Source organism: Deltaproteobacteria bacterium (assembly GCA_028818775.1).
In the GTDB taxonomy this organism is placed as follows: Bacteria; Desulfobacterota; Binatia; order UBA9968; family JAJDTQ01; genus JAJDTQ01.
Genome location: JAPPNE010000110.1, coordinates 1 through 12,753 on the forward strand (window position 1 = coordinate 1; position 12,753 = coordinate 12,753).

The following is a 12,753-nucleotide window of genomic DNA, read 5'->3' on the forward strand; positions in this document are numbered from 1 at the left end:
TCGGTGTCGACAACAAGCCCGCGTTCATGAACTTCCGCGACGTGTTCGACGACCCGACGGCCGACGCACAGTTCATCTGGTCGTCCAATCTCGTCCTCGACAACCTGGTCCTGATGCGCAGGACGGTTGAATGATGAGGTGTCCGACATGACCGTGCGCACTCAGGGAAAGCGGTCGATCGCCACGGGGGTTTGAAACTTGGCCGTGTAGGGTTTGTCCTACCGACTGCCGCCCGTAAACCATCTGAAAACAAAGAAGTAAAACGTTCCTCTTGAAAGACCGATGATTCGCGTCGGAACAATCAACACATGGTCAACACCACGTGTCCACCGCCGCTGCGCAAACCCGGCATCTCCCGGCGCGCCATGGCGTCGATGCTCCGATTCGGTGCGATAGCCGATCTCGCAAGGGGGCGGCGAAGTTCCATGCCGGGTGGGATCTGTCACGTTGCTCTTCAGCTACCGCCGCACGGCCCAGGACAAATAGTCGGTGAGACGCCGCCGGTGTGCTCGATCCGTCTTCCGACCCCCGGCCGCATATTCTGATTCTGAACTCCGCCTCTCCACCTGCCGCCGCCCCGCGTCCCCGTGAGCCTGCCGAACGTCCCCACGGGAGGAACCCATGCGTATCTACGCAAGAGACCGCGCCTGCGGTTTTAGATTCGCGCGTGCGGAGTGGGTCAGAGTCTCCATGAACGCCCGCCCGCCGCGGGGCCGCATCGAGGGACGGCGCGAGGTTGTGCTGGCGGGCACGTATCCACCAGGGGTCGAAACCACGGTAGATGAACACAAAGGAACGCAGGCCATCGCTGAACCAGTCATTGCGATCGGTGAAGTTCCACGATCCGAAGAGCGACCGGCCCGCCGCGCAAGGAGTTCCGGGACTAGCTGTCAGTTTTCTTGATCGCCACGCCGTTCAGCTCGATGGACACCTGGTTACCGACGACCAGGCCGCCGTTGTCCATCAGCCTGGAGTAGGAGACACCGTAGTCCTGGCGGTTCAGCTCGAGCCGCGCTTCAAAGCCGAGGCGGGTCTTGCCCGCCGACTTGACGATGCCTGTTATTCGAAAGGGAATGGCCACCTCCCTGGAAACGCCGCGCATGGTCAGGCGGCCGTGCAACACCGGCAAGTTGCTGTCCGCTTCGATGCGGGTGGTCTCGAAGGTGATGTGTGGGTGATTCGCCGCATCGAAAAAGTCTCCGGAGCGCAAGTGCCGGTCGCGCCTCTGCTGTGCCGTATCGATGCTGGCAACGCTGATCGTGCCGCTCATCGAGGATTTGGTGATGTCAGCGGCGTCGTAGATGATCGTGCCGCTGAATTCGTTGAACGTGCCCCTGACCCGGTTGATCACCAGGTGGCTGACGCTGAAGCCGACGTAGGCGTGAGCGTTATCCACCACGTAGGTGTCGGCACTCCAGGAACGACTTGCAGAACTCATCATCAAGATGGCAATCAGACCGAGTGAAACACACATTTTGACCAGCATTTTTGTCTCCTTGCATCATTGCGGATTCCAGACAAGGTCCCGAAGAAGGTTCCTGCTGCGCAGGTTCCACCTTCCTCTGAAGGCTAGGAAGAGGGAACGCGGGGGACTGTTCGGGCGTTCCCCAAGCCCCACTGTTTCTGCTTATCTCCTGTGTTCGTAGTGTCCACGGCCCCGGTAACCAAGCGGCCCGCCGTGGTGCAACCACCTATTGGACCAAAGGGGGTTCCCTCGCCGCGGCTCACTGGTGTCAGGGTGAAGGCGGCCCGTGGCCCAGGCGCCGCCGCCAGCCGTCGGCCTGCTCGAAAACTCCTCCACGATGCGGTCGAACGTTTCAGGCGGCGGCGGGAACACGGTAGATTTCACTCTTTGTCGTCAGCGCCCAGACGATCCGGGCCATTCGGTTGGCTAGGCCACTGCGATCAGTACCCTCGGCTTGCGCGCCAGCATCCTGGCGAGCGAGAGATCGGTCGTCGCACCACGCCGAGCGGACCACGGCCATGGTGCCCGTGATCAACAGCCGTCTGAGGTCACGCTGAGCCATCTTCGATGTCTTGCCCAGCCTCGGCTTGCCGCCGGTCGTGTGCTGGCGCGACACCATTAACAGGCAGGTTTGAAACCCGCCTGTCACCTAACAGCACCGATACGCAGTAATGCGCTGTCGTCGCCAATTATGCCGTTATTTCTATAAGTTAAGCGCCATCTGAAGCGACAGACGCCGCCACCGTCAGCACTCTCGTGCGCTTCGATTCGTTCTCTGGTGTTGACTTTAGGGTTGACTATGGGCTGGTCCACGTTTATCCTGCCCCCATGGAAAATTCCGTAAAACTCACCGCCAAGGTCAAGCTCACCCTCACCAAACGCACAGTAGACGCCCTCGAGCCCGAAGACAAGCCCTGGATCGCCTGGGACGACAAGCTCACGGGCTTCGGCGTTCGTGTCCATCCCTCGGGCGCCAAGTCTTACGTTGTAAACTACCGCGCCGGCAACGGCGGGCGCAAGGCGCCCAACAAGCGTGTGGTGGTGGGCCGCGCCGGCCGGGCCACCCCGGACCAGGCAAGGCGTCGGGCGCAGGAACTCCTGGGGCGCGTGGCCGCGGGGGAAGACCCGGCGGGCGAGCGGACGGAGGCGCGGGGGTTGCCGAGGCTGGGAGCGGCCTGCGAGGACTACATCGAGTCCGGCCATGACCTGGCGGCCAGCACCGAGCGGGGCTATCGTCGCTACACTACTCTCTATCTCGGCGACTGGCTCTCTCGCCCTCTTGATGGCATCACCCGCCGTGACGTCGAAGGCCGCTTCCGGCTCCTTACGGAGCGCCACGGCCCGATGCCCGCCAACCAGTGCCTGTCGTTCCTGCGCTCGGTGTACCGAAGGCCCTGCGTGGACTACGAGGGTCTGCACAACCCGGTGGAGCAGTGGCTTGCAGCGGGAGGACGCTACCACCGGAAGACGAGGAAGCGGATATCGTCTCCGGCCGAGGTGCTGCCGTGCTGGCGCACGGGAATGGACGCGGCGGTGCCGAACCCGGTGCACCGGGACGTGTTACTGTTCGGACTCTACACGGGGATGCGCCGGGGAGAGATCATGGCGCTTCGGTGGGAGGACGTGAATCTGGAGGCGGGGCTGTTCCGTGTGGAGGAGACCAAGACCGGCGTGCCGCTTGAGCTTCCGGTGACGCGCCAGCTGGGGAAGATCCTGGCGCGGCGGCGGGCCGAATGGGACACCTTGCGGGAACAGCTTGGCGACTGGGTGTTCCCGTCCCGGTCGAGCGAGTCAGGGCACGTGGAGGAGCTTCACCGGCACTACGAGGCCATCGGGCGCGCGGGCGGAGCGAAGTTCTGGTTCCACGCGTTGCGTAACTGCTTTATCACGGTGGCCGAGCGGGAGCTGATGCTGCCACGGTCTCTGACCAAGCGTCTGGTGAACCACGCGCGGCCCAATGATGTGACCGAGGGATACGCTGCTGACTGGACAGTGGGGCAACTTCGAGAGCCCGCGCAACGGGTCGCCGACCGGATTGACGAGTTGACGGAGTCAAACGGGTCGACGGCGCATCTCCACGCACCGGCAAGGTGACGCGCGGGCCACGTTCAAGCTGGGGTGGACCTATCGCCCTGGGCTTCGCCAAGCACAATACCCGCTTGGGGGGGACGGACCGGCACGTCGTAGCCACTCGATGATCGGGCCTCGATGGGCTTCGCACGCTCGAAGAACTCGCCGGTACCGTCAGAGTCTCCGAACCAAGTCGCGTTTTTGTACCACATGCCCTTTTAGTCACTCGGTCCTCATCTTTTCTATCTGCATCAAATCTCCGGCAAGCTCCTCGAAGTGAGCGTACCCCCCATCTCGAAACCACTTGTTTCTTTCATGTAGTCGTTCGAGGAGTCTCGCACGCACAGTCTGGTCGGGAACTTGACGGATCGCGCGATAGTGCCTGTCAACAGCTCTTTCCGTAAAATCTACGAAAATCTCGCGGGCACCAGATACTAGCGACTTGGCGGACTCCACACCGTCCCTACCAGCGATATAGAGAAGTAAACTGCGCTACATGACTCTTACAGCCATCGCACTGCCTGCCGATACCTCTAGCGTCTCTTGCAGCGTTTGCTGGTTGGCGGGGACTTTCTGTCCGTGTGCAGCGGTACACACGAGGAGCAGGGTGAAGAAAACGAAGGCTGTACGCATCATGTTAGAGGGCTCCTTCTACTTCCTTAGGGATGATTTCTTAGCGTAGCGCCACTCGCGCTTGATCTTGGAGGTCTCTGGATGATGGCTTTGGCGATTTCAGATGTCCAGAGGTCGACTAGCTGAAGGACACTGTCGTGCCGCTTCAATTTCAGTCGTCGATGTCGTCCAGCGCGTTCTGACTTCCCATCATCGGTTCCCAGTTCCCTAGGCCATTCACCGTCTGCAGGGAGTGTCTGTGTCAGTTCGGTGTACTGGGACGGGGCCGACTTCAGCGCTGATGGGGTCACGATTGACGCCGATCTCGACAGCTTGATCGCCGAAGTCATAAACCAACCGGGAACACTGGTAATACCTGCCGGTCCACGCTGACGCAGACGGAGGCCGCCACACAGGGCCGGGCAGGTCACGTCCTGAACAGATACGGAATGGCGGTTGCTCCCGTGCCGCCCTCCTGGCGCTCGTTTACCTTCGCCACCAACCGTTCGGCGGTGCCATGATCAAACGTACCACCACACAAGCTGATTGGAGCTTGGTGGAAGGTTCAATGAAGTCATGGTTCGTGTGAGAATCGCGTCTCTTGTACTGCGGCTGCCGCAGCGAAATCGCGAGGACGCTGAGGCCGGCCCAACTCCTTCGGCCAGGCCTGTCCACACCGCCGCAGACGCACCCTCGCAAGGCAAACGAACGGTTACACCAGCAATCCCACATAGACAATTTAGCAATTTCTCTCGTCAAGCTCTTGATCGATAGGAAGGGAAGAGATGTTCGGGGCGGGCACCGGAGCCCCTATGGCGGCTGCGAAAGCCCCGTCCGAGATGTGCGCGAGGAACGGGGACGCGTCCGCCGGCTCGACCTTGAACGCCGGTTTGGGATTCGGAATCGCGAGAGCTGGCGTTCCGACTATCCCATCACTTTCACTAACGGCACCAAACCCAGTGAAATAGGTCGCGTTTACGTGCGAGCTCCCGTAGTGGCCGTACAAGGCGTACGCGAGAATGCCGGCTCGTCGACGCAGGTGTGGCAGCATTAGATCAGTGGCTTCGATCCCATGTAGTTGCATTGCGATGAAAGCGGGGCGTTGGCCCGAGAACTGGTCTGAGGCCTCTCGCATTCCTTCAAGCATAGGTTTGGATATGTCATCCTCGCGTTTGCTACGCATTACTATGAGGCACCCGGAATCTTCTGTCAGCCCGCCAGCAATGTGCGCATTTGGCCCAAACGTTGCGCTGCAAGCCGAATAAAACGCCTTCGTGTCGGCGACCCATGCGCCCATGTGGAGAGCGTCAAGAGCTTGGCGTTCCAGCTCGAAACCGTCGCCGCTGAAGGTCGCCTGCATGCTATCCTCAATCACTGTACGGGTGGCAGCGCGGAGCGAAGCCTGATCCAAGATGTTGGACGAGAGCCTTCCGTCGAGCGTGATCAGCAGCACTTCCGGCTGGAGACGGGCGCGTTGGGACTCCAGTGCCGACGACAGCGCTTCCATGAAGCGGTCGAAGTCCTTCCGATGAATCTGACGACCTGCATCAGCGGAGAGTGACTTACACTCAACCTCACCAACGAATTTATCGCGGCTAAACGCGAGGTCGTACTGAGCCGTTGTTTCCATGTCAGCGAAAGTGACGTCAAAGCCCGCATCCATGAGACGTTGAGCTAAATCGATTTCGAGATACAGGGAGGCGTAGCCTGTTTCCGCTTTGAGACAATCGCGCAACCGACCTTCCAACCTTCTTTGCCCCACATTCGAGAGTCGTGTATGCACCTCCACTGTTGACGCAGCGAAGTTGAGCGCTGCGAGAATCGGTGCATCGGTGAGTTCTAGTCGAAGACGCCCCTCACGCGCCAATACATCGAACTGAAAGCTGATCGCCATCTCCAGCCAGTGATAATCCTTGACGATTTTCCACCTGAATGGCGACAGGCGCTGTTCAGAATCCAGATGACCGACGCGCTTGAACCAGCGGTCCTCGCCTACGAGGTCGACAAAGCGTGGGAGGTACCCGCCCAATACTGTAAGTTCGGAGGAGCTGACTAATCGCATTTCGACTGCATCCTACTCGAAGAAGCGGAGTACCGGATTGGCGATCACGACCATTTGGCCCTATTTGAAATACTTGCGCCGCATCAGTTCATTGATGGTGCGGTACATGTCGGCCAAGTAGTTGCTGTCAATGGATTCTGTCCACCAATGAGCGATGTCGTCTCGATACTCGGTTAGGTCCGCCAGACTCGTCTTGCCGGCCACGATGGTGCGGTCGTTCTTGAGGTAGTTATCGCCGCCGGGACCAATGTAGCCGAGTATTCGCTTGGACTCGGTCAACGACTGCCAGAGATTCAAGTAGTGCAGCCGCCTGAAGTCGTCGTCCTTGTAGTCATCCCAGTAAACGGCGTTGACGAGGAGTTCGATGTGTTCTTGTTGCATGTCCGCCTCGATCCGAGGGATTGCGGACCGCAATCGGTCGGCTGTACTTTGAAACTCTCGTGCATCGACGTCGGAGGCTACTGAGGCGCGGACAGGCATGAATCCTCCGGCCCACGTAGCAACAAATCGGCCATCGTCGGTTACGAGGCAGCTCTGATCGACGTGTTTGCGGATCTCGTCGTGGGTGTCTTGCGATGCGCGGATAGCGGCCAGGATCATGTTGACCGTCGGCTCGTTGCTGGGGATACTCGGCCATTGGCCATCGATGGTTCGCATGGCGAGAATGAACTTCTCGTTGTCGCGGCCACCGTTCAGAAGTGGGGTTCTCTCGCCGTTCACGTAAGAGACCTCGTCAACCAGGACGCACTCCTTGTCGAAGGTCATAGGTGTCAGCTCCGTCAATTCTTCGATAACCAGGAATGCTGTACGACGGTTGTTTTGGGCGGCGAGTTCGTCTTGTTTCTGCCCGATTTCGTGGCGGAGCGGAGGGCTGATGGCATAGTGCGTACTGGCCGAGCCTAAGAAGTGCCGGACAAGACCGCAGACGAGTGACGCCCGAACAGGGTCGGAGTCATAGATCGAATGGCTGGGTATCGGCTCGGTAGGTAGTGCCCGAGGGAAGTCGAAGACCCGAGTGCGGCAGTGGCGGTTGACGGTGCACGTGATGTCTTCACTGTCTTTGAGGCCCCCCATCATCATCTTCGCGCCGTTAAGCGTCATGTTCGACTTGGGTGCGTCGTAAGCGAGGTTCTTCAGGCGGTCGGCAACTGGACGTCTTGTAGTCATCCGTGGGCTCCTGCGGTGCTGCTCGTTTGCGGGGGGATTGTAAGGGTGCGAAGTGCTCAGGGCAAGAGTGAGGCGAAACGGCAGGGCACCGTGGCGGAAATTGGGAGCGTCGAGAGGCCGCGTGGAAGGACAGGAGGCGGCAGTGCAACGGCTCGGCGCGATGACGGGAGAGGATTGGCGATTCAGCTCCAGGGAGACTATGGTTCCGGGATACCGGCGATGTTGGGGATGACCCTGTTGAGCGCGAATGCCGTACTTGGCCACTACCCTGACTATGTGGAGGCTACCGGTGAACTGGGCGCCGCGCGATTCGCAGTGCCGGCCCGGCGATCCGAGATGCGGAAGCGCGGATCGCCGAGAAGACGGGGAAGCCGCTGGCAAGTCGATCACGGAGGGAGACGCCCGCGTGACGCACATGGTCGGCGGAAGCCGGTCCGCAGCTCGGTGGGCTACGCCCGCATAGGGCTGACAAACGGACGTTTTCCGAATTCGTGCAGAGGGAGGACAATCGAGGGGCTTACTTCGCCGAAGCGAACCGAAGCGCGAGGCGATGTGAGAGGGAGTACCGTGGCACTTCGGACGCGCTGTTCGCGCCTGACTCACCTCGTGCACCCACCGGCAATAGGGTTAGCCGCTGTGGCCGGGAGACGACTGAGGTGCGAGCAAACCGTCGTGGTGGAAGCTGCCTTGGCAGGATGATGTTCTCATGACGGATGACGAGAAACTCAAGGATCTATTGCTGCGGGTGAAGGTTCTCTTCGAGAAATTGCAGGGAAGGATCATCCAACTCGAGGCAATGTCCCAGGGTCTCAGCATTCCCGAATCGGTCACCGAGGCGTACGGCGATGCACTTCTGGCGATGACGAATCTTCTTGATGGACACGCACAACCTGTAGCGGTCAAGAAAGGAATTGGCCGGAGAAAATCGCGATACGGGAGCTTTCCCGCACTGCGAATGATCCTGGAACTACAAGGCAGGTCGGCTCAAGCGTGCGCGAACTACGATTACTGTATCCGAGCCAATAAAGACGTCATCAAACGCCTGACGAGGAAGCGTAGCGGCGGTCTCGCGCACACGCAACTAGACTCGTCGGCGGTGACTCGCAAGGAGGTCGAGAGCCTGCGAGACGACCTGCTGCACACTTTTTCCGACATCTGGTACGAAGTTTACGGAGACTTCCCAGTGCTACAGGCGCTAAGGTCTACGCCCGCGGGGCCTGTCTTGCAGGCAGACAATGTCGCCGGACACATCCACAAGATCGAACTAGGGCCGAAACAAAGATCAACTGAGATTACGATAGAGGTGCCGGCCATCATGCGTGGAGGGCGGGGGCGAAAGCGTTAAAAGATGCCGCGAAGGCCGGAACCGGGCGTTCTTTGCCGCGTCTGCAACGCTGCCGCTGTCCACCCAGCGGCCTCGCTGGGGCCAGACGCTGACCTTGTCAATTTCAATCGAGAGTTGAGCACCGAGGCTGGTGTGTGTTAGCGGTTCCGCCCATGCAACAGAACCAAGAATCGCGCTGGCGGAAATGGTTCAATCGCTTGGGTTTAATCTGGATGGTACTTTGGGCAACTGAGCGAGTGATTGGTCTCGCCGGATTGCCCGAGGATGCCGCGGCTTGGTCACGGGCACTCCAAGGGGCCCTCAACCTTCTCCGCCTGATACCGGGTTGGCTTTCCGGTTGGCTTCTCGGGATGAGTCTCACGTGGTTGGTGTTCTTCGCTTGGAGCAACTGGGGAGATCGCATCATCGTGAAGATGCGATGGAATCGGATCCATCTGAGGGATTTTTGGCACGAGATAGTATCGGTGGTCTGGGGGGTTCCGGTTACAGTTCAATTCGTCAACAGCAGCACCAAGACCCGTTACAAGCCAGAGCGGGTTCACTTTCGTCCCTACCGGCGCGTGATCTTCGTACCCCCCATGGGTATTGTCGTTAAGAAGGAAGAAATCGAAATGTCCTTCGAGGTGCGAGGGGACAGCTATCTGTTGGACATTGAGATCATGGACGATCAAGGGAATCTCACCAGGGTTTCGGGGGCTCGAGATTATTGGTCAAGGCACATAGGATCGCACTACAAATTGAATCTGAAGAAATTGGGGTTTCCGGAAGAGATTCGGGTTACCGCGGAACGTTTTGTGCGCTAGGAGGACGATGGATGTCTACCAACTCACCCATATAGTTGCACCTGCTTGATCGACTCCTGTACTCCTCTCATCCGCGCTCATCCAAGAGACTTCTCAACGTCTCCGTTTCCAACATATCCTCCTCACCCTCGGCCACGAAGTCCAGAGCCTTGAACAAAGGGTTGCCCGGCGACCAGAACTCCACGCTCTCGGCGTGCTGCTCGTAGTAGGCGGGATCGGTGGTCACCCGGAGACGCTCGGGCATTCCTGGTGTCAGGAGACTGTATTCCCGGTTCGCCATCGGCTGAACCTCGGTGCCGGGGGGCATCAAGGCCGGAGAGGAAATGACGCGGTCCAGGTCTTCCATGAGGATCGGGGACGGCGGCCGTTGGGGCATGGCGACATCCTCGGTCAGGGCGGCATCTAGGTCGAAGCCGCCGCGTTCTGCGTCGCTCGCCTGTTGTTCGATGGTTTCCACGACCTCCACACGTTCTCGTTCACGACCGGAGAGCACGGCGCCGGCTATGGCGCGCGGAAGTTGCGCAAGAATCGGTTGGAGGCGCCCCACTACCGTTTCAAACAGCCCGATGCGTCTGCGCAACGCGCGGTAGACGTCGGTCTCGACCGTGCCCTCGTAATGCAGATTGAGGATGCGGATCACCGGATGGTGCTGTCCGAGGCGGTCGATACGGCCGATGCGCTGTTCCACACGCATGGGGTTCCACGGCATGTCGTAGTTGACCAGAGCGCCGCAGAACTGAAAGTTCAACCCCTCGGCAGCGGCGTCTGTGCAGAGCAGCAGGTCTGCCTCTCCGTCCCGGAAACGGCGCTTGGCGTCGTCCCGGCCGATCCGGTGCCAGATGCCGTCGGCTCCGGCGACCTCACCGCCACGGCCCGAGAAGCACAGCAGCCGCAGATTCGGATCCTTGCCGAGTTCCTCTCGCAGAAAGTCCATAGTGTCGGTGTATTGCGTAAACACCATGATCTGCCGATAGCCATCGGCGCGCAACGAGTCGAGCGCTTGCCTGAGACTGGCTAGCTTGCTGTCCGGGGGAAGACGGCGGATGCTGACGAGCAGGCTTTGGATGTCGTCGGTTTCTTCCGCAGCCAACACCTGCTGCTCCATGGCGACCATCTCTTCCGTGTCCGGCGCTTCGTCGAGCGTCTCGTCGTCCGGCACGTCCTCGTCCAGCGAGGTCAACGTGCTGCCTGCGGTGACCGCGTCCAGATGTCGCTGGAGCGTGCTGCCAAGTGCGCGGAAACTGCTGGCCAGCCGGCGGCGATAGATGGTCATCACGAAACCCACGGCGTTTCGCTCGGACGCCGCGGCCTGATTGTAGGTTCCCGAGATGTAGTCTTCCACCGCGTCGTAGAGAGCGTGCTCGCCTGCGCTCATCCTCACGAAACGATCTTCGACCCGGCGGTCGGCGATGGGGGTCTTCAGGGTTCCGGCCTTGAAGTAACGGCGCAACAATTCCCGCGTATGCCGCGAAACCAGCCGCCGAATCGGGGTATGCGTCTGCACGATCCTCACGGCGGCCCGGCGCTCCAGCGTCTCCAACTGCCTGCGTGGAATGCTGGAACCATCACGCAATGCGCGGAGAACCTTGTTGGCCTTGAGGCGCGACAGCTCGACCAGACCTCGCGCGTCCTCCGTGGTGATCGGGCCGTAGCCACGCTCCACCGCCTGGAACAGCCGCGCCATGCGCTCCATGGCATCGGGCGAGGGGCTCGGCTGCTCCAAATCATCAAAGAAACGGAGGAACGCTTCCGCAGTCCATTCCGGCGGAAGACCCAAGAGATCCAGCAGGTCCCAGACTTCCACCGGGTGCACCTGCATGGGAGTCGCAGTGAGCAGCACCAGACCCTGAGTGCGCTCCTTCAACCCGCGCATGAGCCGAAGCAGGGCGTTCGGCCCGCCTTCGCTCTGGCTTCCCGCCCCGCGCCGGCGGGCGTGGTGCGCCTCATCGAGCACCACGAGATCCCACGGCTCTGCTTCCGTCAGGAGCGCGTCGGCGCGGTCGTGCCGCCGCATGAGTTGGCTCGACACGATCACCGCCGGCTCCTCATGCCAGTCGGCGCGGCCGACCTCACGTTCGTGGCGGCCGCGCTGCGCCGGCGACGGATACCAGATGAGCTTGCGTCCGTCGTAGATGGGCCAATTGAGGTTGAATTTCTCGCGCAGCTCGATCTGCCATTGCCCGAGCACCGCCTTGGGCGCGAGGATGAGAATCCGTTGCGCGCGGCCCGCAAGCCACGCCTGTCGCAACAACAGCCCCGCCTGGATGGTCTTGCCAAGCCCGACCTCGTCGGCGATCAGCAGCTTCGGCGGCCAGTTCCCGTAGAGACGTTCGAAGGCACGCACCTGATGCGGCCACGGCGTGACCGCAGCGGTAGCCTCGCCAACGCGCACACCACCGCCGGAAAGGGTCGGGGCGCGCCGGATGAAAGCCCACACACGCGTTCGCAAGTCGACCGATGGGACCGGCTGCGGCTCGGGTGTAGCGCCGGACGGCGGCGTCTCCGTCTTCCCCTCCACCACTCCCTTCAATCGTTCCGGCAACGCATCGTCGGCGGGCAGGAAGCGCAGCAGGTCGCGCCGCACCGCCTCTGGAACGTCGAACATCGCCAGGCGGGGACTGTGGTTGGCCCAGATACGCGCGAAGTTCGACTCCTCGGCCACTACCCGCTCGGGTTGCGGTCCCCAGCTCGTGTAGACGTTGATGCTTTCCCAGTTGGTGCGCCAGCCGGCTGCGGTCTCGTTCAGGCTGCCGTTCCAAGCGATCTTCTCGCCCGTGCGGTCCTCTATTATGCCGGCCTTCTCGTGGAAGATTCCGTCATCGTTGACTGGCTTACCGCCCGCATCGCAGGGCACCGCCACCTTCACGTCGAGATAGCCGCGGGCGACCATCCAGGCCAGGAGCTCAAGAGCACCGGCAGCGCCGGTATCCGGGGGCACGAGCGGCAGGTCCACCAAATGCTGCTCAACTCGTGCGCGCAACTCCTCGCCCCGCTCAATGGCTTTGATCTCGGGGGGTGCCAGGGTGCAGCCGACGATGAGCCGCATGCGGCCGCCATTGCCCACCAAGCCCTCGATGCCGCGCGCCGCCAGCGCGAGAGCGCCAGCGTTGAAGTAGCCGGTCAGGCGGTCGTAGCGCTCGGCGTCTTTCAGGGCCGGAACGTAGAAAAGCCGGACGAGGTCGCCGTCGTCCGGCGTGTACTTGAGCTTCCACTGACTATCCCGAAGCAT

8 protein-coding genes are annotated in these 12,753 nt (G+C 60.9%); 3 read left to right on the forward strand and 5 right to left on the reverse strand.

The genetic code is table 11. The features are described 5' to 3' along the window. Window positions 1–883 precede the first annotated feature (883 nt). Window positions 884–1,486 (reverse strand): YceI family protein, encoded by a 603-nt coding sequence (locus OXU42_12975; protein MDE0030300.1) that lies wholly within the window; start codon window positions 1,484–1,486, stop codon window positions 884–886. A gap of 331 nt (window positions 1,487–1,817) precedes the next feature. Next, the gene (locus OXU42_12980; GenBank protein ID MDE0030301.1) at window positions 1,818–2,084 is read right to left on the reverse strand and encodes a transposase; all 267 of its coding nucleotides are present in this window, start codon (window positions 2,082–2,084) and stop codon (window positions 1,818–1,820) included. 209 nt (window positions 2,085–2,293) lie between these two features. Here OXU42_12980 and OXU42_12985 point away from each other — a divergent pair, with 209 nt between their 5' ends. Beyond that, window positions 2,294–3,559, forward strand: coding sequence for an integrase family protein (locus OXU42_12985; GenBank protein ID MDE0030302.1), 1,266 nt, complete (start codon window positions 2,294–2,296; stop codon window positions 3,557–3,559). Between the two features lie 1,327 nt (window positions 3,560–4,886). Here the strand turns inward: OXU42_12985 and OXU42_12990 are convergent. Both OXU42_12990 and OXU42_12995 read right to left on the reverse strand, forming a co-directional pair. After that, entirely contained in the window at window positions 4,887–6,209 is a 1,323-nt protein-coding gene (locus OXU42_12990; protein ID MDE0030303.1) for a hypothetical protein, read from the reverse strand. Window positions 6,210–6,269: 60 nt separating this feature from the next. After that, window positions 6,270–7,376: a hypothetical protein gene (locus OXU42_12995; GenBank protein MDE0030304.1), complete on the reverse strand. Its 1,107-nt coding sequence runs from the start codon at window positions 7,374–7,376 to the stop codon at window positions 6,270–6,272. Between the two features lie 706 nt (window positions 7,377–8,082). Here OXU42_12995 and OXU42_13000 point away from each other — a divergent pair. Continuing rightward, window positions 8,083–8,721 carry a hypothetical protein gene (locus tag OXU42_13000; protein ID MDE0030305.1) on the forward strand — a complete coding sequence of 213 codons (639 nt, stop codon included), beginning with the start codon at window positions 8,083–8,085 and terminating at the stop codon, window positions 8,719–8,721. Window positions 8,722–8,873: 152 nt separating this feature from the next. Continuing rightward, complete coding sequence (locus OXU42_13005) at window positions 8,874–9,524, forward strand: hypothetical protein (protein MDE0030306.1); 651 nt, start codon at window positions 8,874–8,876, stop codon at window positions 9,522–9,524. Window positions 9,525–9,591: 67 nt separating this feature from the next. Here the strand turns inward: OXU42_13005 and OXU42_13010 are convergent, their stop codons facing one another. Beyond that, window positions 9,592–12,753: an SNF2-related protein gene (locus tag OXU42_13010; GenBank protein MDE0030307.1), complete on the reverse strand. Its 3,162-nt coding sequence runs from the start codon at window positions 12,751–12,753 to the stop codon at window positions 9,592–9,594.

Excerpts from the sequence above, each read along its gene's own strand:
- OXU42_13010 (MDE0030307.1), bottom strand. The coding sequence starts at position 12,753 with ATGCTTCGGGATAGTCAGTGGAAGCTCAAGTACACGCCGGACGACGGC.
- OXU42_13000 (MDE0030305.1), top strand. The coding sequence starts at position 8,083 with ATGACGGATGACGAGAAACTCAAGGATCTATTGCTGCGGGTGAAGGTT.
- OXU42_12990 (MDE0030303.1), bottom strand. The coding sequence starts at position 6,209 with ATGCGATTAGTCAGCTCCTCCGAACTTACAGTATTGGGCGGGTACCTC.
- OXU42_13005 (MDE0030306.1), top strand. The coding sequence starts at position 8,874 with ATGCAACAGAACCAAGAATCGCGCTGGCGGAAATGGTTCAATCGCTTG.
- OXU42_12975 (MDE0030300.1), bottom strand. The coding sequence starts at position 1,486 with ATGCTGGTCAAAATGTGTGTTTCACTCGGTCTGATTGCCATCTTGATG.
- OXU42_12980 (MDE0030301.1), bottom strand. The coding sequence starts at position 2,084 with ATGGTGTCGCGCCAGCACACGACCGGCGGCAAGCCGAGGCTGGGCAAG.
- OXU42_12985 (MDE0030302.1), top strand. The coding sequence starts at position 2,294 with ATGGAAAATTCCGTAAAACTCACCGCCAAGGTCAAGCTCACCCTCACC.
- OXU42_12995 (MDE0030304.1), bottom strand. The coding sequence starts at position 7,376 with ATGACTACAAGACGTCCAGTTGCCGACCGCCTGAAGAACCTCGCTTAC.